This window comes from Streptomyces sp. NPDC047000 (genome assembly GCF_040644295.1).
Taxonomy (GTDB): domain Bacteria; phylum Actinomycetota; class Actinomycetes; order Streptomycetales; family Streptomycetaceae; genus Streptomyces.
The window spans coordinates 108408-133900 of sequence record NZ_JBEYWE010000002.1 but is presented as its reverse complement, the minus strand read 5'-3'; the positions used below and the strand labels follow the sequence as shown (position 1 = coordinate 133900).

Annotated in this window: 27 protein-coding genes; 9 read left to right on the top strand and 18 right to left on the bottom strand. The window is 72.3% G+C overall.

What is annotated here, in order from left to right; translation table 11 throughout:
- Window position 1 precedes the first annotated feature (1 nt).
- Window positions 2–1216 (top strand): methyltransferase domain-containing protein, encoded by a 1215-nt coding sequence (locus ABZ862_RS04010; RefSeq protein ID WP_360951795.1) that lies wholly within the window; start codon window positions 2–4, stop codon window positions 1214–1216.
- A gap of 86 nt (window positions 1217–1302) precedes the next feature.
- On the opposite strand, the gene ABZ862_RS04005 is transcribed toward ABZ862_RS04010, so the two are convergent.
- The 5 genes from ABZ862_RS04005 to ABZ862_RS03985 form a co-directional block, all read right to left on the bottom strand.
- Window positions 1303–2529, bottom strand: a complete 1227-nt coding sequence (locus ABZ862_RS04005; RefSeq protein WP_360953053.1) for a sigma-70 family RNA polymerase sigma factor — start codon at window positions 2527–2529, stop codon at window positions 1303–1305.
- A gap of 179 nt (window positions 2530–2708) precedes the next feature.
- On the bottom strand, window positions 2709–3065 hold the full coding sequence (locus ABZ862_RS04000; RefSeq protein WP_360951792.1) for a YciI family protein: 357 nt from the start codon (window positions 3063–3065) through the stop codon (window positions 2709–2711).
- Window positions 3066–3254: 189 nt separating this feature from the next.
- The gene (locus ABZ862_RS03995; RefSeq protein WP_360953050.1) at window positions 3255–4259 is read right to left on the bottom strand and encodes an LCP family protein; all 1005 of its coding nucleotides are present in this window, start codon (window positions 4257–4259) and stop codon (window positions 3255–3257) included.
- A gap of 158 nt (window positions 4260–4417) precedes the next feature.
- On the bottom strand, window positions 4418–5767 hold the full coding sequence (locus ABZ862_RS03990) for an endo-1,4-beta-xylanase (RefSeq protein WP_360951789.1): 1350 nt from the start codon (window positions 5765–5767) through the stop codon (window positions 4418–4420).
- 290 nt (window positions 5768–6057) lie between these two features.
- Window positions 6058–7110: a LacI family DNA-binding transcriptional regulator gene (locus ABZ862_RS03985; RefSeq protein ID WP_360951786.1), complete on the bottom strand. Its 1053-nt coding sequence runs from the start codon at window positions 7108–7110 to the stop codon at window positions 6058–6060.
- Window positions 7111–7234: 124 nt separating this feature from the next.
- Here ABZ862_RS03985 and ABZ862_RS03980 point away from each other — a divergent pair, with 124 nt between their 5' ends.
- The 4 genes from ABZ862_RS03980 to ABZ862_RS03965 all read left to right on the top strand — a co-directional run bounded on the left by ABZ862_RS03980 (window position 7235) and on the right by ABZ862_RS03965 (window position 12778).
- Complete coding sequence (locus ABZ862_RS03980) at window positions 7235–8554, top strand: extracellular solute-binding protein (RefSeq protein ID WP_360951783.1); 1320 nt, start codon at window positions 7235–7237, stop codon at window positions 8552–8554.
- On the top strand, window positions 8551–9444 hold the full coding sequence (locus ABZ862_RS03975; protein WP_360951780.1) for a sugar ABC transporter permease: 894 nt from the start codon (window positions 8551–8553) through the stop codon (window positions 9442–9444). The genes ABZ862_RS03980 and ABZ862_RS03975 overlap by 4 nt, the downstream gene beginning before the upstream one ends.
- Window positions 9445–9452: 8 nt before the next feature.
- Window positions 9453–10364 carry a carbohydrate ABC transporter permease gene (locus tag ABZ862_RS03970; protein WP_360953048.1) on the top strand — a complete coding sequence of 304 codons (912 nt, stop codon included), beginning with the start codon at window positions 9453–9455 and terminating at the stop codon, window positions 10362–10364.
- A gap of 68 nt (window positions 10365–10432) precedes the next feature.
- Window positions 10433–12778 carry a glycoside hydrolase family 3 N-terminal domain-containing protein gene (locus ABZ862_RS03965; RefSeq protein WP_360951778.1) on the top strand — a complete coding sequence of 782 codons (2346 nt, stop codon included), beginning with the start codon at window positions 10433–10435 and terminating at the stop codon, window positions 12776–12778.
- Between the two features lie 228 nt (window positions 12779–13006).
- On the opposite strand, the gene ABZ862_RS03960 is transcribed toward ABZ862_RS03965, so the two are convergent.
- From ABZ862_RS03960 to tsaB, 5 genes are all read right to left on the bottom strand, one after another.
- On the bottom strand, window positions 13007–13438 hold the full coding sequence (locus tag ABZ862_RS03960) for an ester cyclase (protein ID WP_360951775.1): 432 nt from the start codon (window positions 13436–13438) through the stop codon (window positions 13007–13009).
- 157 nt (window positions 13439–13595) lie between these two features.
- Window positions 13596–13877 carry a hypothetical protein gene (locus ABZ862_RS03955; RefSeq protein ID WP_360951772.1) on the bottom strand — a complete coding sequence of 94 codons (282 nt, stop codon included), beginning with the start codon at window positions 13875–13877 and terminating at the stop codon, window positions 13596–13598.
- Complete coding sequence (gene tsaD, locus ABZ862_RS03950; RefSeq protein WP_360951769.1) at window positions 13874–14998, bottom strand: tRNA (adenosine(37)-N6)-threonylcarbamoyltransferase complex transferase subunit TsaD; 1125 nt, start codon at window positions 14996–14998, stop codon at window positions 13874–13876. The genes ABZ862_RS03955 and tsaD overlap by 4 nt, the downstream gene beginning before the upstream one ends.
- Window positions 14991–15476, bottom strand: coding sequence for a ribosomal protein S18-alanine N-acetyltransferase (gene rimI, locus ABZ862_RS03945; protein WP_360953045.1), 486 nt, complete (start codon window positions 15474–15476; stop codon window positions 14991–14993). Before rimI ends, tsaD begins: the two co-directional genes overlap by 8 nt.
- 89 nt (window positions 15477–15565) lie before the next feature.
- Window positions 15566–16222 carry a tRNA (adenosine(37)-N6)-threonylcarbamoyltransferase complex dimerization subunit type 1 TsaB gene (gene tsaB / locus ABZ862_RS03940; protein WP_360951766.1) on the bottom strand — a complete coding sequence of 219 codons (657 nt, stop codon included), beginning with the start codon at window positions 16220–16222 and terminating at the stop codon, window positions 15566–15568.
- A gap of 187 nt (window positions 16223–16409) precedes the next feature.
- Between tsaB and ABZ862_RS03935 the strand changes: the two genes are divergently transcribed.
- On the top strand, window positions 16410–16988 hold the full coding sequence (locus tag ABZ862_RS03935; protein ID WP_360951763.1) for a hypothetical protein: 579 nt from the start codon (window positions 16410–16412) through the stop codon (window positions 16986–16988).
- 199 nt (window positions 16989–17187) lie between these two features.
- On the opposite strand, the gene ABZ862_RS03930 is transcribed toward ABZ862_RS03935, so the two are convergent.
- From ABZ862_RS03930 to ABZ862_RS03895, 8 genes are all read right to left on the bottom strand, one after another.
- The gene (locus ABZ862_RS03930; protein ID WP_360951760.1) at window positions 17188–17376 is read right to left on the bottom strand and encodes a hypothetical protein; all 189 of its coding nucleotides are present in this window, start codon (window positions 17374–17376) and stop codon (window positions 17188–17190) included.
- A gap of 172 nt (window positions 17377–17548) precedes the next feature.
- Complete coding sequence (tsaE, locus tag ABZ862_RS03925) at window positions 17549–18061, bottom strand: tRNA (adenosine(37)-N6)-threonylcarbamoyltransferase complex ATPase subunit type 1 TsaE (RefSeq protein WP_360951757.1); 513 nt, start codon at window positions 18059–18061, stop codon at window positions 17549–17551.
- Entirely contained in the window at window positions 18027–19286 is a 1260-nt protein-coding gene (locus tag ABZ862_RS03920) for an alpha/beta hydrolase (protein WP_360951754.1), read from the bottom strand. Before ABZ862_RS03920 ends, tsaE begins: the two co-directional genes overlap by 35 nt.
- A gap of 139 nt (window positions 19287–19425) precedes the next feature.
- Entirely contained in the window at window positions 19426–20592 is a 1167-nt protein-coding gene (alr, locus tag ABZ862_RS03915) for an alanine racemase (protein WP_360951751.1), read from the bottom strand.
- Window positions 20593–20667: 75 nt separating this feature from the next.
- Window positions 20668–22107 carry an NAD(P)H-hydrate dehydratase gene (locus ABZ862_RS03910; RefSeq protein WP_360951748.1) on the bottom strand — a complete coding sequence of 480 codons (1440 nt, stop codon included), beginning with the start codon at window positions 22105–22107 and terminating at the stop codon, window positions 20668–20670.
- A 43-nt stretch (window positions 22108–22150) separates the two neighbouring features.
- Entirely contained in the window at window positions 22151–22522 is a 372-nt protein-coding gene (locus tag ABZ862_RS03905; RefSeq protein ID WP_360951745.1) for a holo-ACP synthase, read from the bottom strand.
- 10 nt (window positions 22523–22532) lie between these two features.
- Complete coding sequence (locus ABZ862_RS03900; protein ID WP_360951742.1) at window positions 22533–23468, bottom strand: hypothetical protein; 936 nt, start codon at window positions 23466–23468, stop codon at window positions 22533–22535.
- A 24-nt stretch (window positions 23469–23492) separates the two neighbouring features.
- Window positions 23493–23984, bottom strand: a complete 492-nt coding sequence (locus ABZ862_RS03895) for an ATP-binding protein (RefSeq protein ID WP_360951739.1) — start codon at window positions 23982–23984, stop codon at window positions 23493–23495.
- A 232-nt stretch (window positions 23985–24216) separates the two neighbouring features.
- Between ABZ862_RS03895 and ABZ862_RS03890 the strand changes: the two genes are divergently transcribed.
- From ABZ862_RS03890 to ABZ862_RS03880, 3 genes are read left to right on the top strand one after another with little or no spacing between them, the layout of a single operon-like run.
- A complete protein-coding gene (locus tag ABZ862_RS03890; protein WP_360951736.1) occupies window positions 24217–25068 on the top strand; it encodes a helix-turn-helix transcriptional regulator in 852 nt (283 codons plus the stop codon).
- 8 nt (window positions 25069–25076) lie between these two features.
- The gene (locus tag ABZ862_RS03885) at window positions 25077–25274 is read left to right on the top strand and encodes a DUF397 domain-containing protein (protein ID WP_360951733.1); all 198 of its coding nucleotides are present in this window, start codon (window positions 25077–25079) and stop codon (window positions 25272–25274) included.
- Window positions 25271–25465, top strand: coding sequence for a DUF397 domain-containing protein (locus ABZ862_RS03880; protein WP_360951730.1), 195 nt, complete (start codon window positions 25271–25273; stop codon window positions 25463–25465). Before ABZ862_RS03885 ends, ABZ862_RS03880 begins: the two co-directional genes overlap by 4 nt.
- The last annotated feature ends 28 nt before the right edge of the window (window positions 25466–25493 follow it).

Below are 25493 nucleotides of genomic sequence, written 5' to 3'. Positions count from 1 at the left end.
GGTGAACGACCTCGCCCCGCCGGACGCCCTCCGCGCCCTCGACACCCTCCACGCCCTCCTCACCCCCGGAGGACGTGCCCTCCTCGACGAGGTGCGCGGCACCGCCCCCGCCGACGAGCTGGCCGTGGCCACCCGGCTGCGCCGGGCGCACGCGCCGGAGCTCGTGTCGGCGGCGCTCGGCCAGGCCCGGCTGCGGCAGCGGGCGGCGGCGAAGTTCCCGGCGGCGGACGCGGAACGGATGTTCTTCACGCCCAACGGGGTCGAGCAGTCCACCCGGACGAGCGTGGCGGCGTACCGGGCGGGACGGCTGCGGGACCTGGGCGTGACCTCCGTCGCCGATCTGTGCTGCGGCATCGGCGGCGACGCGATCGCGCTGGCCCGCGCCGGGATCCGGGTGCTCGCCGTGGACCGGGACCCGCTGACGGCGGCCGTGGCCCGTGCCAACGCCGCCGAACTCGGGCTCGCGGACCTGATCGAGGTGCGGGAGGCCGACGTCACGGAGGTGGACACGTCGTCGTACGACGCCGTCTTCGTCGACCCGGCGCGGCGCGGCGGCCGGGGCCGGATCTTCGACCCGGAGGCGTACTCACCGCCGCTGTCCTGGGCGGTCGGAGCGGCTGCCGCGGCCCGGACGGCCGCGCTGAAGATCGCGCCGGGCATCCCCCACGAGGCGATCCCGGCGGCGGCCGAGGCGGAGTGGGTCTCGGACGGCGGGGACGTGAAGGAGGCCGTGCTGTGGTTCGGCGAGGGCAGCGAGGCGGGCGCCGTACGGGCCACGCTGCTGCCGGGGCCGCGCACCCTGCGCGGGCGCGGGCTGCCGGATCCCGGCGTGCGGCCGGTGGGCCGGTACCTCTACGAGCCCGACGGCGCCGTCATCCGGGCCCATCTGGTGGCCGAGGCCGCCGAGGAGCTCGGTGGCGGGCTGATCGACCCGACCATCGCGTACATCACGGCCGACGCGGCACGCCCCACCCCCTACGCGACGGCGTACGAGATCACCGACCAGCTGCCCTTCAACGTCAAGAAGCTCCGGGCCCTGCTCCGCACCCGGGAGGTCGGCGTCCTGACGGTCAAGAAGCGCGGCTCGGCCGTCGAGCCGGAGGAACTGCGCCGCAAGGTCAAGCCGTCGGGACCGAACGCGGCGACGGTCTTCCTCACGCGCGTCGCGGGCGCCCCGACCATGCTCCTCGGCCACCCCGCCACGATGCCCGGCTGACACGACCCCGCCGCGCCGCCCGGCCGGCGCGGCACGCAGCGCCGCCCTGGTGACGCTGTCTCACCGCACGTGGTTCTGACGGTGCCTCAGCCGCATTCCCGGGCCCGTCGCAGCAGGAGTTCCCGTTCGCGCTCGTTGCGGGTCAGGGTCGCCGCCCGGGCGAACTCCTCGCGGGCCTCGGCCGTGCGGCCCAGGCGGAGGAGGAGGTCGGCGCGGACGCCGGGCAGCAGGTGGTAGTCGCGCAGGGCCGGTTCGGCGGCCACCGCGTCCACGATCGCCAGGGCCGGTGCCGGGCCCTCGGCCATCGAGACGGCCACCGCACGGTTCAGCTCGACGACGGGCGACCGGGTCCGGGCCGCCAGCAGGGCGTACAGGGTCGCGATGGCGGGCCAGTCCGTCTCCTCGTACGTGTAGGCGCGCGCGTGGCACGCGGCGATCGCCGCCTGGAGGACGTACGGGCCCGGGGCGCCGGACGCGGCACCGGCCTCCGCGCGGGACAGGGCCGTGACGCCGCGGGTGATGAGCAGGCGGTCCCAGCGGCGCCGGTTCTGGTCCTCCAGGAGGACCGGCGTGCCGTCCGGGCCGGTACGGGCGGCCGTGCGGGACGCCTGGAACTCCAGCAGCGCGGCCAGCCCGTGCACCTCGGGCTCCTTGGGCATCAGGCCGGCCAGCAGGCGGGCCAGCCGCAGGGCGTCCTCGCACAGCGCGGGACGCAGCAGGTCGGCGCCGGCGGTGGCGGCGTACCCCTCGTTGAAGATCAGGTAGATGACGTCCAGGACGGATCCGAGGCGTGCCTCGCGGTCGGGGCCGTACGGCACCTCGAAGGCGACGTTCTTCGCCGCGAGGGTGCGTTTCGCGCGGACGATGCGCTGGGCGACCGTCGGTTCCGGGGTGAGGAACGCGCGGGCGATCTCGGACGTGGTGAGGCCGCCCAGCAGCCGCAGGGTGAGCGCGGTGCGGGCCTCGGGCGGCAGGACCGGGTGGCAGGCGGTGAAGACGAGGCGCAGGAGGTCGTCGTCGATGTCCTCCGGGTCGGACGGTTCCGCCGGCGGTGCCGTCACCGACTGGTCCCGGCCGATCTCCCGGAGCTTGCGGGCGTAGTTCTCCCGGCGTCTGACCAGGTCCACGGCACGGTGCCGGGCGGTGGCCGTCAGCCAGGCGCCCGGGTTGTCCGGGACGCCGTCCCGCGGCCAGCGCTCCAGGGCGGCGACCAGGGCGTCCTGCGCGAGTTCCTCCGCGATGCCCACGTCACGGACCACCCGGGCCGCGGCGGCCACCACCCGGGGGTACTCCAGACGGAAGACCGTCTCGATCGCGCCCCCGGCGACCGGGCCAGGACCGGGGGCCTGGTCGGGGCCGGGGGTTGGGGGCCGGCCGGGGGGCTGCTGGGGTTCTGGTTCCGCTTCCACAGTGCACCATCGAACACCCCGCCCCCGGTCCGGCAAAGGAACGAGAGGAACGGCGGCCGAACGGCCGGGGCAGGACGCCCCGCTCAGCCCTCCGCGATCTCCCGCACCTCGCAGGTGATCGTCCAGTGGTCCTCGTGGACCTTCACGAAGCGCTTCGTCCACTCCAGGGCCTCGGCCCTGTCCTTGCACTGCATCAGCGCGTAGCCGCCGATGACCTCCTTCGACTCGGTGAACGGGCCGTCCGTCACGGACACCTTCCCGCCCTCCCAGCGCACCTGGGCGCCCTCCGCGGCAGGGGTGAGTCCGGCGGTGTCGAGCATCACCCCGGCCTTGGTGACCTCCTCGATCAGCTTCCCCATCCGCTCCATCAGCTCGGGGCTCGGACCCCCGGCGGGCGCGGTGGACTCGTCGACGCGGATCAGTGACAGGTAACGGGGCATGGTGACTCCCTCGGTACGGGCGGGCTCTGCGGGTGCGTCCCGCCTCTCACCCATTGCGTCGAACGGGGACGGCCGGGATCGACAGACGCGCCGGATCTCCTCGGAAAATCTTTCCGCGCACCGCCGTCGGCCAGGATCGGCGCAGGTCGGCCCGGCGGATCAGCCAAGGTCAGCCCTGGTCGGCCGGGGTCAGCGGAGTGACTCCCACAGGGTGGTCGCCGCCGGTTCCTTCGCCACCACGCGGTTGGGATCGCTCGGGGCGGTCACCACCGGCATCATCACCGTCCTGACGTCGGCCGGCTCCAGACCGCCCAGGCTCTTGCCGAGGGTCATCAGCTCGGTGAGGGAGTCCAGGCCGGTGTCGGTGGTCAGGCTGTCGGTCACCGCGTCGGCGACCTCGTAGAGCTTCGCGGGGTCGGTCAGCAGGTTCTGGGTGGAGATCCGCTCCAGGAGGGCCTTCACCAGGTTCTGCTGGAGGCCTATGCGGCCGAGGTCGCTGCCGTCGCCTATGCCGTGCCGGGTCCGGGCGAGGGCCAGGGCCTGCTTGCCGTTGAGGTGGTGGGTGCCGGCCTTCAGGTGGAGGTGGCTGTCGTCGTCGTCGATGTCCTCGTCGGTGGTGACCGTGACCCCGCCCAGGGCGTCGACCAGCTTGGCGAAGCCGGAGAAGTCGATCTCGATGTAGTGGTCCATCCGGACGCCGGTGACGGACTCGGCCGTCTTGACCGCGCACACCGGCCCGCCCACCGAGTAGGCGCTGTTGAACATCGCGCCGTACGCCACCGCCGTCGAACCTCCCGACGCGAGCGGGCAGGAGGGACGGGTGACGAGGGTGTCGCGCGGGATGCTGACCACGGTCGCCCGCGTACGGCCCGCGTCGATGTGCACCACCATCGCCGTGTCGGAGCGGGCGCCGGAGCTGTCGCCGCCGCCGAGCGCCTGGTTGGCCTTGCCGCTGCGCGAGTCCGAGCCGAGGACCAGGATGTTCAGGGCGCCGCTCGGCCGGGGCGAGGCGGAGGCCGCCGCCGAGGCCGAGGCCGACGGGGTCGTCAGCGCCCGCGCGGGGCGGTCGTCGCCGAGCGCGCTGTTGATGTCGACGCTCTTGATGTTGCCGTTGAGATGCCAGTAGGCCCAGCCCGCCGCGGCGATCCCCGGGACCAGGGTGCCCGCCAGGGTGAGACCGACGGCCTTCAGCACCGCCGACCGCCGGCCCACCCGTCTGCCGCTCCCGCCGCCCCTGCCACTCGCGCCGTTCGCCTCAAGTCCTGTCACGGTCAGGACCGTAGGGGCGAATTATTAGGACTTTGTTAGGAGGAGTGACGTGCGAGGGATTTCTTCGGAGAATCTCACCGTTCTCAGCCCAGTGTCACCGTCGGCACCGGGTTGCTGCCGCTCCAGGACGCGTTGAAGCCGAACGTCACCGAGCCGCCGTCCGGGACGGTGCCGTTGTACGAGGCGTTGGTGCAGGTGACCGCCGCGCCCGACTGGGTGCAGCCGGCGTTCCACGCCTGCGTGATCTGCTGGCCCGCGCCGTACGTCCAGGTCGCCTTCCACGACGACAGCGAGGCGCCGGAGCAGGCGATCGTCACCTGGCCCGTGAAGCCGCTGTTCCACTGGTTCACCACGCTGTACGTCGCCGAGCACGCGCCGGTCGACGGCGGCGGGGTGGTGGTCGTACCGCCGAGGGCCTCGGAGATGCCGTAGTACGCCGGTTTCGGCGCGTAGTTCTCGTCGTACGGCGTCGCCGCCCCGTAGCCGGGGAAGGTGCCCGGCACCCAGGAGTCCGAGTCGGTGAAGCCCCACACGGTCACGTTGACGCAGCGGGTCACCGCGGCGCACGCCGCCGTCACCGACTTGAAGTCGGCCTTCTGCTGCGCCAGCGAGGCATCCGTGGCCGGGAGTTGCATCCGCACATCCAGCTCGGTGATCGCGACGTCGACGCCGAGGTCGGCGAAGCGCTGGATGTTCTGCTGGAGCGTGGCGGGGACCTGGCCGAGGATCAGGTGGGCCTGGAGGCCGACGCCGTCGATCGGGACGCCGGCGGCCTTCAGTGACCTGACCAGGTCGTAGAGCGCGGTGCTCTTGGCGTTGACGCCCTCGACGTTGTAGTCGTTGATGTAGAGCTTGGCGGCGGGGTCGGCCGCGTGCGCCCAGGTCAGGGCGTTGGCGATATAGCCGGAACCGAGGCCGTTGTACCAGAGGGTGGAGCGGTAGGTGCCGTCCTCGTTGAAGGGCTCGTTGACGACGTCCCACGCCGCGATGTCGCCCTTGTAGCGGGTGACCTCGGTGGTGATGTGGTTCTGGAGGAGGGTGCCGAGCTGGGCGGAGGTCCAGGTGCCGTTGGTCAGCCAGCTGGGGTTCTGGTTGTGCCAGACCAGGGTGTGGCCGCGGACCTGCTGGTTGTGCGCCTTCGCGAACGCCACGATCTGGTCTGCCTCGGTCCAGTTGAAACTGCCCTGCGTCGGCTCGACCGTGCCCCACTTCATGGCGTTGCCGGGGGTGAGGGAGCTGAACTGGGCTCCGGCGATGTCGCCGTAGGTGCCGGTGAGCTTGGAGCCGGTCACCGCCGTGCCGATGACCTTGCCCTTCGCCGACGCCAGGTCGCGCAAGGGGGTGTCCGCGGCGTGCGCCGCGGGCGCCGTCAGCAGGAGGGCTGCGGCGGTGACCAGTCCGGTCAGGGATAAGCCTGTTCTCAGAGATCGCATGCGGGTGCCTCCGAAAGTTTCGGTCGTACAACCGATTGGCTTCGGAGCAGTGTGGGGGGCGGGGTGACTGCCGTCAATACGGTGCGGCTGATGGGGCGGGTGCGGGTCGTGGTGGGCTTGTCGCGCAGTTCCCCGCGCCCCCGAGGGGGTCGGGGTCGAGGCCCGGCTCCAGCGCGGGCGCCTCTCGGCGGACGATGGCCGCAACCCCCCAGGGGCGCGGGGAACTGCGCGACCGGCCACGACGCACCCGCACCCGCCGCGCCGGCCGGAAGCCCCGCACCCCAAACCCCCTAGCCCGCCGCAGGCGCCCCCGTGCTGCTGCGCACCACCAGGCTCGTCGCCAGTTCCACCCGCGTCGCCCGTCCCGGGTCCTCCTCGCGGCCCAGGTCGAGGAGGAGTTTCGCCGCCGCCTCCGCCATCTCCGTCAGGGGCTGGCGGACCGTCGTCAGGGGCGGCCCCACCCAGCGGGCGACCGGGAGGTCGTCGAAGCCGACCACGCTGAGGTCCTCCGGCACGCGCAGGCCGAGTTCGCGCGCCGCCTCGTACAGCCCGAGCGCCTGGAGGTCGTTGCCGGCGAAGACCGCGGTGGGCCGGTCCGGGCGGCGCAGGAGGTCGAGGCCGAGACGGTAGCCCGCCTCGTGGTGGAAGTCGCCGACCCGGATGAGGGCCGGGTCGAAGGGCACTCCCGCCGTCTCCAGGGCGGCCCGGTAGCCGTCGACGCGGGCGCGGCTGCACATCATCCGGGACGGCCCGCTGATCGCGCCGATCCGGGTGTGGCCGAGTTCGACGAGGTGCCGGGTCGCGGCGAGTCCGCCCTGCCAGTTGGTGGCGCCGATGGAGGGCACGTCGGCGCCGGGGTCGCCGGCCGGGTCCATGACCACGAACGGGATGGATCGGCTGGTCAGCAGGGCACGCTGGGAGGGGTCGAGGTCGGACAGGACGAGGACGACGCCGTGCGGGCGGCGGGCGGCGACCTGGTCGGCCCAGGTGCGGCCGGGGGTGAGGCGGCCCGCGCTCTCGCTGAGCACGACGCTCAGCCCGGCGTCCCGCGCGACGTTCTCCACGCCCCGGATGACCTCCATCGCCCAGGCGCTCTCCAGCTCGTGGAAGACGAGGTCGATCAGCGGGGAGCGGGTGGCCTCGGCGCGCCGGCGCCGGTAACCGTGGGTGCGCAGCAGCTCCTCGACACGCATCCGGGTGCCGGGCGCGACGTCGGCCCGCCCGTTGAGCACCTTCGAAACAGTCGGAGCGGACACCCCGGCCTCGCGGGCGATCTCGGCGAGCGTCGCGGTCTGGGCCGACCGTGCTGTCGTCTGGGCTGCAGCGGGTTCCGGAGCTGTCATGTCGGCGATCGTATCTCTGCACAACCCCTTGACGAAGTCCTCCGCTGGCCATAGCTTCCCGGAACATTCGGACTGTGATCCGAAACATTCGCCAATGAGGTCGGAAAAGAAGAGGTAACCGTCCATGGAGTCCTACAGCAGGCACAGCAGGCGCTGGTTCCTTGGCGCAGCGGGCGCCACCACCCTCATCTCGGCCGCCGGACTCACCGCGTGCGGCTCCAGCGGCGGTTCCGGCGGCGGCAAGAAGCTGACCGCCTTCGTGTACGGCGACGACGCCGTGAAGGTCCAGGTCAAGTCCGTCAACCGGTTCAACGCGTCGGCGGCGGCGAAGAAGGCCGGCGGCACCATCAAGCTGGAGAAGGTGCCCGGCGCCGACTATCCGGCCAAGCTGCGCACGGCGATGGGCTCGCCGAACGCGCCCGACGTGTTCTTCAACTGGGGCGGCGGCTCCATCAAGGCGTACAAGGACGCGAACCAGCTCGTCGACCTCACCGACATCATCACCTCGGACCCGGTCCTCAAGGGCGGCTTCCTGCCGTCGGTCATCGCGGCGGGCGGCCTCAGCGGCCACAACTACGGCATCCCGATGCGCGGGATGCAGCCGGTGATCCTCTTCTACAACAAGTCGGTGTTCACCGAGCACAAGCTCACCCCGCCCACCACCTTCGACGAGCTGCTGGCGATCAACGCCAAGCTGAAGAAGGCGAACATCACCCCCTTCGCGCTCGGCGGCTCGGACATCTGGCCCGAGCTGATGTGGCTGGAGTACCTGACGGACCGGATCGGCGGACCCCAGGTCTTCGACAAGATCAAGAACGGGGACACGAGCGGCTGGGGCGACCCGGCGGTGCTCAAGGCCGCCGAGACGGTACGGCAGCTCATCGACGACGGCGCGTTCGGCAAGGGCTACAGCTCGGTGGCGTACACCAACGGCGGTGCCCCCGCGGTGTTCGCCAAGGGCAAGGCGGCGATGCACCTGATGGGCTCGTGGGAGTACTCCACGCAGCTCGGCAAGTTCCCCGACTTCGCCAGGAACAACCTCGGCTGGTGCGCCTTCCCGAAGGTCGAGGGCGGCGCGGGCGACATCCGCAACGTCGTCGGCAACCCCACCAACTACTGGTCGGTCAACGCCCGTACGGGCAACAAGGACGCGGCGATCGCCTTCCTGAAGACCTGCGCGTCCGAGCAGTACGCCAAGGACCTGATCGCCAACGGTGACATCCCGACGACCGCCAACGCGGAGAAGCTCCTCGACGCCTCCCCCAACCCGGAGTTCGCCAAGTTCCAGTACCAGATGGTCAAGAACGCCCCGGCGTTCACGCTGAGCTGGGACCAGGCGGTCGACCCGGACGTGTCGACGCCGATGCTCACCGAGATCAACAAGCTGTTCGTGGGCAAGTCGTCGCCGAGCCAGTTCGTCTCGGCGCTGAAGGGGCTCAAGTGAGCTCCACCGCCACCAGGGTACGGGCGTCCTCGGGCGGCGTCAGCCGCGCGGGGCGCCCGCACGCCTCCTGGGCGCTGCCCGGCGTGCTGTTCTTCGCGTTCTTCGCCCTCGCCCCCATGGTGCTGGCGGTCTACCTCTCCTTCACCAAGTGGAACGGCCTCGGCGACCCGCAGCCGACCGGCCTCGACAACTGGCGCAAGCTCTTCGCCGACGACCGCCTCACCCAGTCCCTCACGGTCACCGTGCTCCTCACGCTGGCCAGTTGGGTGTTCCAGACGGTCGTCTCCCTGCTGCTCGGCGTCTGGGCGGCGGGCCGGCAGCGCAACCGGGCGATCCTCTCCGCGATCTTCTTCGTGCCGTTCCTGCTCTCCTCCACCGCGATCGCCCTGCTCTTCTACGCCCTGCTCGACCCGAACTTCGGGATCATCCAGCAGGACACCCTCGGCTCCACCCGGGGCGCGTTCCTCGCGATCGTGTTCGTCGGCGGCTGGCAGTTCATCCCCTTCCACACCCTGATCTACCAGGGCGGGGCCCGGCAGATCCCCGAAGTCCTCTACCAGGCGGCCGCCATCGACGGGGCGGGCCGCTACCGTCAGTTCTTCTCCATCACGCTGCCCCAGCTGCGCAACACGGCCACCACGTCCGGGGTCCTGATGATCGTGGGCTCGCTGACGTACTTCGAGACCGTCCTCATCCTGACCCAGGGCGGCCCCGGCACGGACACCGCGATCCTGCCGTACCTGATGTACGAAGCCGGCTTCAAGAGCTACGACTTCGGCTACGCGAGCGCCATCGCGACCTTCCTCGTCGTCGCCGCAACCGGGCTCTCGCTGCTGATGGTCCGGCTGACCGGGTTCGGCGCCATGCGCAGCACCCGGGAAGGGATGTGACCGACACCATGTCGCACGACACGCTGCCCCGTCCTCCCGTGAAGACCGAGAAGCGGGGGCGCCCGCGGGACGGCGCACCACCCCGCAGGCGGCCCCGCCACTGGACCCGGCGCCCCGACACCGTGGCCGGTATCGGTTCGATCGTCTGGCTGGCGATCGTCATCATCCCGATCTACGCGATGATCTCGGCGTCCCTCACCCGCCAGGACCATGCGCTCGGCAACAACGCCCTGAAGCCGCCGGCCCACCCGACCCTCGACAACTACAACACCGTCCTGCACAACGGGTTCGGGCACTTCCTCACCAACACGGTGATCGTCGCGGCCGCCGTCGTGGCGATCGTCCTCGTGCTGTGCGTGCCGCTCTCCTACGTCGCCGTCCGCACCCGCAGCTTCTGGTCGGGCGCGGCCTTCCGGCTGTTCCTGCTGGGCGTCGCCATCCCGGCGCAGGCCGTGGTCGTCCCGCTGTACCTGATGATCGCCAAGCTGAACCTCTACGACAGCCTCCTCGCGATCATCCTGCCGACGGCGGCCTTCGCGATGCCGGTGTCCGTGCTGATCCTCACCGGCACGCTGCGCGACATCTCGGAGGAGATGTACGAGGCGATGTCCCTGGACGGCGCGTCCGCCACCCGGATGCTGTTCCAGCTGGTCATCCCGATGACGAAGGGCGGCATCAGCACCGTCGTCATCTACTCGGCGCTCCAGGCGTGGAACGGCTTCCTCTTCCCCCTGATCTTCACCCAGTCCGACGGCCCCCGGGTGCTGACGCTCGGCCTGTTCAACTACGTCAGCCAGTTCGGCGTGAACATCCCGGCCCTGCTCGCCTCGGTCGTCCTCTCCGGCATCCCGATCTTCCTCGTCTATCTGGTGGCCCGGCGTGCCCTGGTGGGCGGCCTGATGGGCGTCGGCGGCAAGTGAGAGCCGCCCGCGGCCTGCCGCACCAGGCCGCGCGCGGCCCCCGCCTCACACTTCTCGACAGGAGTTCCATGACCACCGCCCCCGACCCCGCCCCGGCCCCGACCCCGGCTCCCTGGCGCGACCCCGCGCTGCCCGCCGCCGCCCGCGTCGCCGACCTGCTCTCCCGGATGACCCTCCGGGAGAAGACCGCCCAGCTGTACGGCGTCTGGGTGGGCGCCGACACGGACGGCGACGGCGTCGCCCCCCACCAGCACGACATGACCGCCGACCACGACTGGGACGAGCTGATCACCCACGGCCTCGGCCAGCTCACCCGCAGCTTCGGCACCGCCCCCGTCGACCCGGACACCGGCGCCCAGGCCCTCGCCCTCGCCCAGCGGCGGATCGCCGGGGCCGGGCGCTTCGGCATCCCGGCGGTCGCGCACGAGGAGTGCCTCGCCGGGTTCACCGCCTGGCAGGCCACCGCCTACCCGGTGCCGCTGGCCTGGGGCGCGAGCTTCGACCCGGAGCTGGTCGGCGAGATGGCCCGCCGGATCGGCGCCGACCTGCGCTCGGCCGGCGTCCACCAGGGCCTCGCGCCGGTCCTGGACGTCGTCCGCGATCTGCGCTGGGGCCGGGTGGAGGAGACCATCGGCGAGGACCCGTACCTCGTCGGCACGATCGGCTCCGCCTATGTCCGGGGCCTGGAGTCGGCGGGGATCGTCGCCACCCTCAAGCACTTCGCCGGGTACGCCGCCTCCGCCGGGGCGCGCAACCTCGCGCCGGTACGGGCCGGGGTGCGGGAGTTCGCCGACGTGACGCTGCCGCCGTTCGAGATGGCGCTGCGGCTGGGCGGCGCGCGGTCGGTGATGGCCGCGTACACCGAGACCGACGGCGTACCGGCGTCCGCCGACCCCCGACTGCTCACCGAACTCCTCCGCGAGGAGTGGAAGTTCACCGGCACGGTGGTCGCGGACTACTTCGGCATCGGCTTCCTGGAAACCCTGCACCGGGTGGCGGGCGACCCGGCGGAGGCGGCCCACGCCGCCCTGGCGGCCGGCATCGATGTCGAACTCCCGACCCTGAAGTGCTACGGCGAGCCCCTGCTGGAGGCGGTCCGCGCGGGCCAGATCCCGGAGGCGCTGATCGACCGGGCGGCGACCCGCGTGCTGCTCCAGAAGTGCGAACTGGGCCTGCTGGACGAGGACTGGACGCCAGAACCGGCAGGGCCGATCGACCTGGACTCCCCGGCGAACCGTGCCGTGGCCCGCCGGCTGGCGGAGGAGTCGGTGGTCCTGCTGGACAACCCGGCCGGACTGCTCCCCCTCGCCCCCGACGCCCGCGTCGCGGTGGTCGGCCCCCGCGCGGCCGACGCGCTGGCGATGCTGGGCTGCTACAGCTTCCCCTCCCACGTCCTCCCGAACCACCCCGACGTCCCCCCGGGCCTGGACATCCCGACGCTCCTGGACGCCCTGCGCACCGAACTCCCCGACGCCAAGGTGACCTTCGCGGAAGGCTGCGGGGTGACGGACCCGGACACGTACGGCTTCACCGAGGCGGTGGCGCGGGCGGCCGAGGCCGATGTGTGCGTGGCCGTGCTCGGCGACCGGGCGGGCCTGTTCGGCCGGGGCACCAGCGGCGAGGGCTGCGATGTCACGGACCTGCATCTGCCCGGCGTACAGGCCGAGTTGCTGGACGCCCTGGTGGCCACCGGCGTCCCCGTCGTCCTGGTCCTCCTCACCGGCCGCCCCTACGCCCTGGGCCGCTGGGACGGCCGGCTCGGCGCGGTCGTGCAGGCGTTCTTCCCCGGCGAGGAGGGCGGTCCGGCGGTGGCGGGCGTGCTGTCCGGCCGGGTCGGCCCGTCGGGCCGCCTGCCGGTGAGCGTGCCCCGGCTGCCCGGGGGCCAGCCGTGGACCTACCTCCAGCCGCCGCTGGGCCTGGCGGACGAGGTCAGCAACCTGGACCCGACACCGCTGTACCCGTTCGGACACGGCCGGTCCTACACGGAGTTCACGTGGTCGGACTACGCCGGTCCGGCCCCGGAGATCGCCACCGACGGGTCCTGCGAGGTGTCCCTCACCGTCCGCAACACGGGCGGCCGGGAGGGCACGGAGGTCGTCCAGCTGTATCTGCACGACCCGGTGGCGTCGGTGACCCGCCCGGACGTCCGCCTGGTCGGCTACCGGCGCCTGCGACTGGCCCCGGGCGAGGCGTCACGCGTGACGTTCCGCTGGCACGCGGACCTGTCGGCGTTCACCGACCGCGCGGGGCGGCGCGTGGTGGAACCGGGCGCGCTGGAAATGCGGTTGGCGTCGTCGAGCGCGGACATCCGGCACACGGTACGGCTGGAGCTCACCGGGCCGGTACGAGTCGTGGGCCCGGAACGGGAGCTGCTGTGCGGAGCGGAGGTGTCACCGGTACCGCCGCTGGGATGACACGCGCTCCCTACGGGAAGCCGAGCGTGCAGAGCCGACGCCCCGGGCACACGGGCGGCGGCACCAGCGGGCCGCGTAGGTGCGGATCGGTGGGCCGGGTGGGCCGGGACGCCGACGTGGCCGGAGCCTGGGGCGCGTCGGGCGTCCCGGGTACCGGCCCTGTCGGCTTCTCCGGCGCGGCGTCCTGGCTCAGACCCTGGTCCGGGCTCCCGGCCGGAACGCTTCGGCTCAGGCGCCCTGTTCCTCCAGCAGACCCAGCTGGGACATGACCGAGCCGGTGTCGAAGTAGGCGCGGGCCTCCTTGACCTTGCCGTTCTCGACCTCGTAGATGTCGACGCCGTGGACCTTGACCTCACGCCCGGTGGCGGGCACGGTGCCGACGTTCAGCACGAGGTCGCCGGTCTGGGTGCCGCTGCCCGTGTACTCGATGACCACCCTGTCGCCCTCCGAGGTGAGGTGGTCGAGGTGGAACCTGCCGTCCGGCATGGCGTCGAACAACGCCCTCGCCAGCTGGGTGAAGCCGTCCGGGCCCCTCAGGGTCCGTCCGCTGCCCTCGTCGATCAGGACGCAGTCGTCGGCCACGGAGCCCTTGATGGAGTCGTAGTCACGACTGTTCCACGCGTCGAACAGCCTGTGGACGAACGCTTCGTTGTCTGCCATGAGTGCCTCCACTGCGGTCGCGCCGGCCCCCCACGCGCCCGGCACCGGCGCGGACCGTCCTGTCGCGTGCCCCTCCGCAGAAGTCCCCGAGTCGTGCTCTGTCTCCATGCTGGCCCCGCGGGACGGCCCGTGCATCTCGGGGCGGGCCCGGGCCCCTCTAGCCCTCCCCCACCGACTCGAACCGCCAGCGGTGCACCGGGCGGCTGACCAAATCAGGCTCCGGATCGGGCAGTTCCGGAAAGCCGGAGCCGACACCGGCACCGATACCGGACTCCGTGTCCCACCAGGTGATGACCAGCACGCGGTCGCCGGGAGCCCGGAAGGTCTCGCGGCGCAGCGGCTCACGGCCGTCCCCCGGCGTCTGCCGCCGTACCCAGGCGAGGAGTTCGTCACCCCGGCCGTCCGCCGCCCGGGCCTCCCACATCAGCGCGACCGTCACGGGTAGAGGTTCCCCTCGGCGACCTCGTGCGCGTGGCCGTGACCGGCGTGGTCGTGACCGTCCTGGCCGGGCCCGGGGACGTGCGTCTCCGTCACCGGGAGGGAGGAGTCGGCCGAGAGGTCCCAGGCCGACGCCGCGCGGCCCCGCGCCACCATCTCCGCGCCCAGGGCCGCCACCATCGCGCCGTTGTCCGTGCACAGCTTGGGCCGCGGCACCCGCAGCCGGATGCCCGCCTTCTCGCAGCGTTCCAGGGCCAGGGCGCGCAGACGCGAGTTCGCGGCGACACCGCCGCCGATCATCAGATGGTCGACGCCCTCGTCACGGCAGGCGCGGACCGCCTTACGGGTCAGGACATCGACGACGGCCTCCTGGAAGGACGCCGCCACATCGCGTACCGGCACGTCCTCGCCCGCCGCGCGCTTCGCCTCGATCCAGCGGGCGACCGAGGTCTTCAGACCGGAGAAGGAGAAGTCGTACAGCGGGTCGCGCGGACCGGTCAGCCCCCGCGGGAAGGCGATGGCCGCCGGGTCGCCCTCCCGTGCGTACCGGTCGATGACCGGGCCGCCGGGGAAGCCCAGGTCGAGGACGCGGGCGATCTTGTCGAAGGCCTCGCCCGCCGCGTCGTCGATGGTCGCGCCGAGCGGCCGTACGTCGGAGGTGATGTCGGTGGAGAGGAGGAGCGACGAGTGGCCGCCGCTGACCAGCAGCGCCATCGTCGGCTCGGGCAGCGCGCCGTGCTCCAGCTGGTCGACGCAGATGTGCGAGGCGAGGTGGTTGACGCCGTAGAGGGGCTTGCCGAAGGCGTAGGCGTACGCCTTGGCCGCCGAGACGCCGACCAGCAGCGCGCCCGCGAGGCCGGGACCGGCCGTCACCGCGACGCCGTCGAGGTCGCGGGCGCTCACCCCCGCGTCCTTGAGCGCCCGCTCGATGGTCGGGACCATCGCCTCCAGGTGCGCCCGGGACGCCACCTCCGGCACGACGCCTCCGAAGCGGGCGTGCTCGTCGACGCTGGAGGCGACGGCGTCCGCGAGCAGGGTCGTGCCGCGGACGACACCGACGCCGGTCTCGTCGCAGGAGGTCTCGATGCCGAGGACGAGGGGCTCGTCGCGCGATTCAGCCATTGCTGTCGGTTCCTTGTGCTGATGCCGGTGCGGGTTGCGAGGGATCGGTCAGGCGCATCACCAGGGCGTCCACGTTGCCCGGCTGGTAGTAGCCGCGTCTGAAACCGATGGGCGCGAAGCCGAAGCGTTCGTACAGCTTCTGCGCGCGGACGTTGTCGACGCGGCACTCCAGCATGACCTCGGCGCACTCGAAGGCGGTGGCCGCGCGCAGCAGCTCGGTGAGCAGGACGCCGCCGAGGCCGGTGCCCCACTGGTCGCGGGCCACGGCGATGGTCTGGACGTCGGCCACCTCGCCCTGCGCGGCGACGCCCGCGTAGCCGACGAGCCGGTCGCCGGCGAGGGCGACGACGTAGCGGCGGGTCGCCTCGGGGCCGCGGGAGTGGGCCAGCTCGGACCAGAACATGCCCCGGGACCAGGCGTCCTCGGGGAACAGGTCCTTCTCCAGTTCGAGCACGGGGTCGATGTCCCACCAGCGCATCTCACGCAGCGCGGGGGCCTCGGCGGGGGCCGCTGCGGAGGCGGGCCCGTTCTCCGGCCCGGAGGCCGGCCCGTTCGTCGGTCCGTCGGTCACTTGGGGGTGACCACCTTGTAGTTCTTCGGGACCTGCGCGTCCGGGCGGCGCAGATAGAGCGGGCGGGGCGCGGGGATCTCCTCGCCGGCGGCGAGCCGCTCCGCCGCCAGGCGGGCCAGGGCGCTCGCGGAGACGTGCTCGGGCTCGTGCGCCTGGGGAAAGGTGTCCGGGTAGAGCAGCGCGCCCGCGCCGACCGCGGGGAGGCCCGCGACCTGCTCCGCGATGTCGGCGGGACGGTCGACCGCCGGTCCGGTCAGGCGGGTGCGGGAGTCGGCGTACGTCGCCCAGTAGACCTCCTTGCGGCGCGCGTCGGTCGCCACCACGAAGGGGCCCTTCTCGATGTCGGCGGCGTAGGCGAGGCCGTCCAGCGTGCACACGCCGTACACGGGGACGCCGAGCGCGAGGCCGAACGTGTCGGCGGTCATCAGCCCGACCCGCAGACCCGTGTACGGGCCGGGTCCGGTGCCGGTGACGATGCCGGTGACGGCGTCCAGGCCGAGCCCGGCCTCGGCGAGCACGCGGTCCACGGTGGGCAGCAGCAGCTCGCCGTGCCGGCGGGCGTCCACCTGGGTCGAGGAGGCGACGACGTCCGTGCCGTCGTGCAGGGCGACGGTGACGGCGGGGGTGGCGGTATCGAGAGCGAGCAAGAGCACGCGAACAGCCTACGGCTCCGGCGGCCCGGGCACGGTCGCCCCGGCACGGTCGCCCCCGGGACGCCGTCACGGGCTGCTACGGTCGCGACGGATGAGTTATTTGTGATGTTTTATGCCGGTTGTGGTCGCTACGGCGCTCCTCCGGTACGGCGGGTCCGGTGCGCTACGACGGTGAGGTGGGCGAGCGGTGGCAAGCAGCAGTGCGGGGTTCGTGGCCGGGCTCACCGCGGCGGCCCTGACGGTGGTGGGGTTCCTCGGATACCGGGCGGCGGGAGATGTACCGGCGGGGCCGGGAACCGGTACGTCCCCCGCCGGCGCGTCGGCGGCACCGGGAGCACCCGGCCCCTCCGGGTCGTCCGGGGCCCGGCGGGCTCCCGGTGCCGTGCCGGAGGTTTCCGGGAAGGGGGAGCGGGTCGTGTACGCGGTGGGCGAGAAGCGGGTGTGGCTGGTGGGGGCCGGGGAGCGGGTGCGGCGGACGTTCACGGTGACACCGGGGGACGTCGGTCCGGTGCCGGGCGTCTATTACGTGACCTCGCGGTCGCATGCCGTCGTGGGGACGGACGGGACGCCGGTGGAGCACGTGGTGCGGTTCGCCGCGGCGGAGGGGGTGACGATCGGCTTCAGCGCGGCGGCGGGAAAGGCCCGGCCGGCGCCCTCCGCCGACGCGGACGTCCCGAAGACCGGAGGAATCCGGGAGTCCCGCGAGGACGGAACAGCCATGTGGGAGTTCGCGACGATCGGCTGCCGGGTAGTGGTGCTCCGCTGAACCCCCCGCACACCCCCTCCCCAGAGGCGCGGGGAACTGCGCGACCGGCCACCACACACCCGCAGACGGCGCACGGCACAGCCACCAGGCCGCACACACCCCACCGGCCGGCGACAACTCCCCAGGGGCGCGGGGAACTGCGCGACCGGCCACGACGCACCCGCAGACGACGCACCGGCCGAAAAGGGAGCCGCGCCCCTCAGGCCGCCTCGGGCCGGCAGGGCTCCGGCTGTGCCACGGACTGCGCCACCGCCCGCGCGGCAGGCGGCGCCGGCGGCCGGGAGACGGCTTCCGCCGCCGCGCAGGAGGCGAGCAGGGCCCGCATGGTCGGCCCTGCCGCCACGGACGGCTGAGGGCAGAGCTCGGGCTCGGACTCGGTAGCCGGCATGGACGCCTCCTGCGGGACGGGGGCGGACGTAGTTAGGTAGACCTAACCACGAGCTGGGTACCATGTGACCACGCCGAATGGACGCCGCGCAACATTTTGCCGACGCGACGTCGGGATGTCCCCGCGGAGCGCGCGGCGCCCCCGGCGTGTCCGCGACCCGGCACCGCCCCGCTCAGTCCGCCACCGCGCTCAGGTCCGCGTCGGTCCAGCGCTCCCCGAGACCCGTCACCGTCACCCGCCGGGCCTCGTCCGTGGTGTCGCCGACGGCACGGTGGATGACGACCTGGAGCCGTTCGTCGGTCAGCTCCTCGACCTTGCCCTCGCCCCACTCCACGACGATCACCGAGTCGGGCAGCGACACGTCGAGGTCGAGGTCCTCCATCTCGTCGAGCCCGCCGGACAGGCGGTACGCGTCGACGTGGACCAGGGGCGGACCGTCGCCCAGGGACGGGTGGACGCGGGCGATGACGAAGGTCGGCGAGGTGACCGCGCCGCGTACGCCGAGGCCCTCCCCGAGTCCCCGGGTGAGCGTGGTCTTGCCCGCGCCGAGTTCCCCGCTGAGCATCACGAGGTCGCCGGCGCGCAGCAGCCGGGCGAGCCTGCGGCCCAGGTCCCGCATCCGCTCGGGCGAGTCGATCGTCAGCCGGACCTCAGCCGGGTTGCGCGGTGCCGCTGGTGCTTCCATAGCCCGTTACCGTAGCCCCTGCCGGCACCGCACCGGCGCGGGTGAGGAGGTCGGCGAGGCGGTCGGTGACGACCTCCGGATGTTCCAGCATGACCAGGTGCCCGGCGTCCGGTACGAGGACGAGTTCGGCGTCGGGCAGCAGGTCGGCGATGGCCTCGCTGTGCTCGCTGGGCGTGACGAGGTCCTGCACCCCGGCCAGTACCAGCACCGGCATCCCGGTGAAGTGGGCGAGGGCCTCGGTCTTGTCGTGGTCGGTGAACGCCGGGTAGAACTCGGCGACGACGTCGATGGGGGTGCTCTCGATCATCCGCTCGGCGAACCGGGCGACGGCCGGGTCGATGTCCTTCGTGGCGAACGAGTACCGCTTGATGATCCCGGCGAACAGGTCGGCCGTGGCCCGGCGTCCCCATTCCACCAGTTCGGCCCGCTGTCCCATCGCCTTCAGCACCCCGGGCAGCACCCGCCGCACCGCGTTGACGCCGGCCACGGGCAGCCCGAAGTCGACCTCGCCGAGCCGCCCCGACGACGTGCCGACGAAGGCGGTGGCGACGACCCGGTCGCGGATCAGCTCGGGGAACTGGTCGGCGAGCGCCATCACGGTCATCCCGCCCATGGAGTGGCCCGCCAGGACTATCGGTCCGTCCGGCGCGGCGGCGTCGAGGACGGCCTTCAGATCGCGGCCGAGCTGCTCGATGGTGAGGGGCAGGCCGTCCTTCGTCTGCGCCACCCCGCGCCCGGAGCGGCCGTGGCTGCGCTGGTCCCAGTGCACGGTGCGGACGACGCCGCGCAGGGCGGCGCGCTGGAAGTGCCAGGAGTCCTGGTTGAGGCAGTAGCCGTGGCTGAAGACGACGGTGACGGGGGCCGGGGCCTTGCGGCCGAAGAGGCGGCGCCGGCGCGGGGCGAGCCCGGGGGCGGGTTCGACCTCGTCGACCTCGTAGTACAGCTCGGTGCCGTCGTCGGCGTACGCCTTGCCGGGGGTGCCGCGCAGGGCGCCGTAGGGGCCCGCCGCGTCCAGGGCGAGTCGGGCCTTCTTGCGCATGTCGCGGCCCACGGTCATCCGCTCGATCGCGACGCCGGCGGCGGCACCGGCGGCGATCACGCCTATCGCGGCCCCGGCGATGCCGGTCACCTTGCGCCAGCTGCCGGTCGCCTGTGCGGCTGCCTGCGCGGCGGCGGAGGCGGCGGCCGTGACGGCCTCCGCGCTGCTCGCGCTGCTCTCGGTCACGGACCGCTCCTCCTCGCCGTACTGCCGTTGCCCTTGCCGTGCGCCCGTGCCGGAGCCGGTGTCGATCCCGTCGACCGGGCCGGGGTGATGATGCCTCTGCGGTACTGCCTCGCCGCTCCCGCGTTCAGACGTCCTTCGTTCAGACGTCCTTGTAGACGCGGGGAACGCGGGTACCGATGCGCGTGACGATCTCGTACGCGATGGTGCCCGCCGCCTGCGCCCAGTCCTCGGCGGTGGGCTCACCGTGGTCGCCGGGCCCGAAGAGGACCGCTTCGGAGCCGACCGGGGGTTCCTCACCGCCGAGGTCGACCACGAACTGGTCCATGGCGACGCGTCCGGCGACCGTGCGCCACTTGCCCGCGACCAGCACGGGACCGGTGCCGGAGGCGTGCCGGGGGATGCCGTCGGCGTAGCCGAGGGGGACGAGGCCGAGGGTGGTGTCGCCGGGGGTGACGTAGTGGTGGCCGTAGCTCACGCCGTGGCCGCCGGGGACGTGCTTGACCAGGGCGAGGGAGGCGGACAGCGTCATCACCGGGCGCAGCCCGAAGTCGGCGGGGACGCCGGTCTCGGGGCTGGGCGAGATGCCGTAGAGGCCGATGCCGGTGCGGACGAGCTCGAAGTGGGACTCGGGGAGCGTGAGCACGGCGGGGGTGTTGGCGATGTGCCGCACCTCGGGGCGCAGGCCCTGCTCGCGGGCGTGGTCCGTCATCTCGCGGAAGACACCGAGCTGGGCGGCGACGGAGGGGTGACCGGGTTCGTCGGCGCAGGCGAAGTGGGACCACAGTCCGGTGACGCGGATCAGCCCGTCGGTCTCGGCGTGGCGGGCGGCGGAGACCAGGGCGGTCCAGTCGGCACCGGGCTGGCAGCCGTTGCGGCCGAGGCCGGTGTCGGCCTTGAGGTGGACGCGCGCGGTGCGCCCGGCGCGGCGGGCCGCTTCGGTGACCTCGTCGAGGGCCCACCTACCGCTCACGGAGACGTCGATGTCGGCCTCGATCGCCTCCTGCCAGGGCCCGCCGGGGGTCCACAGCCAGGACATGACCCGTACGCCGTCCGGGATCCGGCCACAGGCGCGCAGTTCGAGGCCCTCCTGCGGGGTGGCCGTACCGAGCCAGGTGGCACCGGCCTCGACGGCGGCGCGGGCGCACGGCAGGACGCCGTGCCCGTACGCGTCGGACTTGACCACGGCCATGAGCGCCGCGTCGGGCGCTATGGCGCGCAGGGCGCGGACGTTGCTGCGCAGGGCGTTCAGATCGATCTCGGCTCGGGCGCGCAGGTGTGCGGTCGACGCAGGTGCTTTCTCACTCATGGCGCCTCCAGTGTCGCAGAGGCGTACGACAGCCCCGCCCGGTGCGTGCGGCGCGCGTACGATCCGTACGGCCCCTCAGTCGCCGCGGACGACGTCCCGCCAGGCGGCCGGGATCGCGTCGGCCACGTCGTGGGCACCGGCGGGCGCGCCGTCGGCGGCGTACCGTCCGGCGAGCCCGTGCAGATAGGCGGCGACGCTCCCGGCGTCCCGGGCGGCGAGCCCGGCGGCGAGGAGGGACCCGGCGAGCCCGGACAGCACGTCGCCGCTCCCGGCGGTGGCGAGCCAGGCGGTGCCGGTGGCGTTGACGCGCACGGGGCCCTTTCCGGGATCGGCGACCAGGGTGGTGGACCCCTTGAGCAGCACGGTCGCCCCGTAGGCGTCGGCGAGTTCCCGTACGGCGGCGAGCCGCGCGCCCTCGACCTCGTCGCGCGTCCGCCCGAGCAGCGCGGCGGCCTCTCCGGCGTGCGGGGTCATGAGGGTGGGGGCGCTACGGCGGCGTACGGCGGCGCGGTCGGCGAGCCGCAGCCCGTCGGCGTCGAGGAGCACGGGTACGTCGTCCTCGGCGAGCACCTCGGCGACGGTGTCGGCGTCGTCACCGGCGCCGGGCCCGGTGACCCAGGCCTGGACGCGGCCGGCCTTGCGGGGCCCGCGATCGGACACGAGGGTCTCGGGATACCGCGCGATGACGGCATCGGCGGCGGGCCCGACGTACCGCACGGCCCCGGCCCCGCCGCGCAGCGCCCCGGACACGGCGAGCACGGCGGCCCCGGGATACCGCGCGGACCCCGCGGCGATCCCCACGACCCCGCGCCCGTACTTGTCGCTCGCGGCACCGGGAGCGGGCAGCAGTCGGGCCACGTCGGCGTGCTGGAGCGCCTCGATCTCGGCCCCGGCCGGAAGCTCCAGCCCGATGTCCACGAGGCGTACGGCCCCGGCGTGTTCCCGCGCGGGGTCGACGAGCAGCCCGGGTTTATGGGTCCCGAAAGTGACGGTGACATCCGCTCTGACCGCCGCCCCCCGCACCTCCCCGCTGTCGGCCTCGACCCCGCTGGGCAGATCGACCGCGACGACTAGGGCACGCGACCGCACGGCACGTTCGGCGAGCGGGGCGGCGTCGGCCCGCAGCCCGCCCTTGCCCCCGATCCCGACGATGCCGTCGACGACGAGGTCGGCGCGGTCGATGAGCGAGTCGGCTCGGGCGGGCGTGACGACGCTCCCGCCCGCACGCCTCAACGCGGCGAGCCCCCCGGCATGGGTGTGTTCGGGAGCAAGAAGCACAGCGGCGACACCCGCCCCCCGCCGAGCGAGCCGGGCCCCCGTATACAGGGCGTCACCACCGTTGTCCCCGCTACCGACGAGCAGGACGACCCTGCTGCCGTAGACCCGCCCCAGCAGATCGGCGCAGGCGGCGGCGAGCCCGGCGGCGGCCCGCTGCATGAGCGTGCCCTCCGGAAGCCGTGCCATGAGCTCGCGCTCGGCCGCCCTGACGGTTTCGACGCTGTACGCGGTACGCATGACCACGAGTCTGCCCCGCACACGGGACGATCACCAGATCGGCTCACCCTTCGGCGATGACGACGGCCGAGGCGACACCGGCGTCATGGCTGAGGGAGATATGCCAGGAGGTGACGCCGAGTTCGGCGGCCCGGGCGGCGACGGTACCGGTGACCCTCAGCCGGGGACGCCCACTGTCCTCCACGTAGACCTCGGCGTCGGACCAGAGCAGTCCCGGCGGCGCGCCGAGCGCCTTGGCGAGCGCCTCCTTGGCCGCGAACCGCGCCGCGAGGGAGGCGATCCCCCGGGCCTCCCCACTGGGCAGCCGCTGCTCACTGGGCAGGAACACCCGGTCGAGCAGCCCCGGCGTCCGCTCCAGCGCGGCCCCGAACCGCTCGATCTCGGCAACATCGATCCCGACCCCGATGACACTCATGCGGGGCACTTTACGATTCGGGCTGCTCGTCCGGGTCCGGCTCCGCCTCCGGTTCGGCGAACAACTCTTCCGCTTCCGCGACGATCACGGCCCGGTCGAGCCAGTCGGAGAGGCGGTCCAGGTCGGTGCAGCCGGTGACGCGCTCCCGCACGTCGTCGGAGACGTCCAGCCCGCGCACTTCGAGCACACGCAGGATCCCCTCGGCCTTGCCCTCAGCCCTGCCCTCGGCCTTGCCGTTGGCCTTGCCGTTGCAGTAAGTACGCTCCAAGAGCGTGCCCCGGCCGGGGAAGTAGTTGACAAACTCCATGATCTGCCTCCATTTCACTCCGGCTGGAGTATCCCCAAGACCGGCCTCGACGAACTGGAAAAAGAAGAGCTCATCCGTAGGGTCCAGCCTCGCGAAGCCGCGACACGCCGCCTCCAGTATGGCCTCGGAGGCAGGACCGTCAGCGTGGATGAGAGCGGAGAACGCGGCCAGGGCAGGCTGGTCGACAACGGTACGCTCGTCAGCGATCACCGGAACGTTGCCCGGGCCCAGGACGAGAGGATACGTACGCTGGGCCGTCCAGCCGCGTGCCGTGCAGTCGAACGGGCCCGCGGCCCACTTGGCGGTGGCCCGCTCCTTGCAGAGCACGACCAGCAGCACCGGAAGTCCGTGCTTCGACTGGAGGTACGCGACGTAGTACGGCCAGCTGATCTCTTTCTTCTGGCTCCGCGCGCTCTGCGTCTCCACGACCAGGAGAAAGTCGTCGCCATCGGCGGGCTTCACCCTCAGGGCCGTGTCGACGTAGCGGGCCAGCGGTCTCAGTTCCGTCACGTCCGAGGTGATCACTTCCACCTCCGGCTTCTCGGGCAACTCGACGTTGAGCAGCTTGAAGACCGGGGTGAGGATCTCGGGCCGCTCCTGGAAGATGCGGTGCGTGGCCTCGTGCGACGAGCTGACCATCAGCTCTCCTTTCGTACGGACTGATCAACGACACGTGTCACTGGAAGTCACGGAAGCCACCCCAATGCATTCACGGGGCGTGCGGTCCCGCTTCTCCTCTTCCGCTGCCGTCAGTTCGCACCACACGAACTTGCCCCTGTTGCCGTTCCGGGTCAGCGGGTACCAGCCCCACGCGTCGGCGCAGGCCCGCACCAGGCCCAGCCCGCGGCCGTCCTCCGACTCGGTGACCTGGTCCAACGCCGCCGGGGGCTGAGGCGGTTCGGGGTCCGCGTCCCACGCCCCGACACGCAGCACCTCGCCGGACCAGCGGACGCGCAGCGCCGCCGGGCCCTTCGTGTGGCGTACGGCGTTGCCGGCCAATTCGCTCGCCAGCAGCTTGGCAACGTCAACCAGGCCGATCAGGCCGTGCATCGTGAGGATGAGACGGAGGGTGCGGCGGCACACCGTCACGGCGCGTGGGTCGTTGGGGATGTAGAGGCAGTACTCCCAGGGCTCGGCGCCCTCGTTTCCGGGCATGCGTCGACTCCGTTTCGGTGGTGGGGAGCTCAAGCGCTCACGGGGCAACGGGCGGTGGCTTGCCGCAGCCGTCATGGCAGGACGGGCGGTGCGCTTCCGAGCTCCCGGCGATTCCACAGCGTGTGCGTCGCGTCACCGAAGGTATGGCTAACATGTCATCCAAAACAAGCAGATCCCGTGATGTACCCCCGAACGAGTCACAGCGGTCGATCTGTTGAACCGAGGAGCATCAATGGTCCTGAGGCGAGAGCCCACCGCACGGCATCTGCGCCTGGGCATCGAGTTGCGGAGACTCCGCGAGGCGGCCGGACTCACCACCGCCGAGGCGGCAGCGCTGATCGGAACGGGCCGCGTCCAGATCACCCACGTCGAATCCGGCCTCACGGGCGTGAGCGAAGAGCGCCTGCGCCGACTGGCCTCCCATTACGCCTGCACGGACGGACAGTTCGTCGATGCCCTGGTGGCAATGGCCACCGAAAAGACGCACGGTTGGTGGGAGGAGTACCGGGGGCTGTTGCCCACGTCGTTCCTGGACCTCGCCGAACTGGAACACCATGCCACGTCCTTGCAGGAGGTCCAGTTCCTGTACATCCCCGGGTTGTTCCAGACCGAGCAATACGCCCGTGCCGTCTACTCCTACCGGGTTCCCGAACTCCCGCGCGAGGAGATCAATCTACGCATCCGGCACCGGATGCAGCGCAAGGTCATTCTGAACGCCCCGGACTCTGTGCGATACGAGGCCGTCATCCACGAAGCAGCCCTCCGCATCATGGTGAGCGACCGTGCTGCCACCAGAACTCAGTTGCTGCGCCTGCGCGAGCTGTGCGAGACCGATCACATCACGGTCCGCGTCATCCCCTTCGATCTCGAAGGGTTCGCCGGTGCCACCAGTGCGATGACGTACGCCGGAGGCCCGGTCCCCAGGCTGGACACTGTCATCCGCGATGCCCCTCACGGAGCGGCCGTCGTCCACGCGGAAGCGCAACTGGCGGCGTTTCGAACGCTTTTCCGTAAGGTAGAAGCCGTATCGCTCACCCCTGCCCGGTCGGGTGACTTCATCCACAGGCTGGCCAAAGAGCTGTGAGGCCCTTCATGGACACCTTCGACAACTGGCGCAAGTCCTCCCACTCAGGTCCCGGTGACGGTGACTCATGCGTCGAGATAGCAGACAGCCCCACCCACGTAGGCATACGCGACACCAAGAACCGCTCCTGCGGAACCCTCACCTTCCCCGCCACGGTCTTCGCTCTCTTCCTCGACACCCTCAAGTCGACGCAGTTCACGCGATGATCCCCGGCACATGGACAAAGTCGTCCTACTCAGGCGGCGGCGACGGCAACGCCTGCGTCGAGATCGCCACCCTGCCCTCCCACATAGCCGTCCGCGACTCCAAGGCCCCCGCCCGGGCCACCCTCACCTTCCCCGCCATCGCCTTCGCCCCCTTCCTCGGCGCCCTCAAAGCCGCCCGGTTCACCGGCTGAACCCCGGCGCCGGGACCGAGCCGCAGCG

Coding starts and splice junctions, on each gene's coding strand:
- ABZ862_RS04000 (WP_360951792.1), bottom strand. CDS start 3,065: ATGCCCCGTTACCTGTCACTGATCCGCGTCGACGAGTCCACCGCGCCC.
- ABZ862_RS03990 (WP_360951789.1), bottom strand. CDS start 5,767: ATGCGATCTCTGAGAACAGGCTTATCCCTGACCGGACTGGTCACCGCC.
- ABZ862_RS03985 (WP_360951786.1), bottom strand. CDS start 7,110: ATGACAGCTCCGGAACCCGCTGCAGCCCAGACGACAGCACGGTCGGCC.
- ABZ862_RS03980 (WP_360951783.1), top strand. CDS start 7,235: ATGGAGTCCTACAGCAGGCACAGCAGGCGCTGGTTCCTTGGCGCAGCG.
- ABZ862_RS03970 (WP_360953048.1), top strand. CDS start 9,453: ATGTCGCACGACACGCTGCCCCGTCCTCCCGTGAAGACCGAGAAGCGG.
- ABZ862_RS03965 (WP_360951778.1), top strand. CDS start 10,433: ATGACCACCGCCCCCGACCCCGCCCCGGCCCCGACCCCGGCTCCCTGG.
- ABZ862_RS03960 (WP_360951775.1), bottom strand. CDS start 13,438: ATGGCAGACAACGAAGCGTTCGTCCACAGGCTGTTCGACGCGTGGAAC.
- tsaD (WP_360951769.1), bottom strand. CDS start 14,998: ATGGCTGAATCGCGCGACGAGCCCCTCGTCCTCGGCATCGAGACCTCC.
- rimI (WP_360953045.1), bottom strand. CDS start 15,476: ATGCGCTGGTGGGACATCGACCCCGTGCTCGAACTGGAGAAGGACCTG.
- ABZ862_RS03930 (WP_360951760.1), bottom strand. CDS start 17,376: ATGCCGGCTACCGAGTCCGAGCCCGAGCTCTGCCCTCAGCCGTCCGTG.
- tsaE (WP_360951757.1), bottom strand. CDS start 18,061: ATGGAAGCACCAGCGGCACCGCGCAACCCGGCTGAGGTCCGGCTGACG.
- alr (WP_360951751.1), bottom strand. CDS start 20,592: ATGAGTGAGAAAGCACCTGCGTCGACCGCACACCTGCGCGCCCGAGCC.
- ABZ862_RS03910 (WP_360951748.1), bottom strand. CDS start 22,107: ATGCGTACCGCGTACAGCGTCGAAACCGTCAGGGCGGCCGAGCGCGAG.
- ABZ862_RS03905 (WP_360951745.1), bottom strand. CDS start 22,522: ATGAGTGTCATCGGGGTCGGGATCGATGTTGCCGAGATCGAGCGGTTC.
- ABZ862_RS03900 (WP_360951742.1), bottom strand. CDS start 23,468: ATGGTCAGCTCGTCGCACGAGGCCACGCACCGCATCTTCCAGGAGCGG.
- ABZ862_RS03895 (WP_360951739.1), bottom strand. CDS start 23,984: ATGCCCGGAAACGAGGGCGCCGAGCCCTGGGAGTACTGCCTCTACATC.
- ABZ862_RS03890 (WP_360951736.1), top strand. CDS start 24,217: ATGGTCCTGAGGCGAGAGCCCACCGCACGGCATCTGCGCCTGGGCATC.
- ABZ862_RS03885 (WP_360951733.1), top strand. CDS start 25,077: ATGGACACCTTCGACAACTGGCGCAAGTCCTCCCACTCAGGTCCCGGT.
- ABZ862_RS03880 (WP_360951730.1), top strand. CDS start 25,271: ATGATCCCCGGCACATGGACAAAGTCGTCCTACTCAGGCGGCGGCGAC.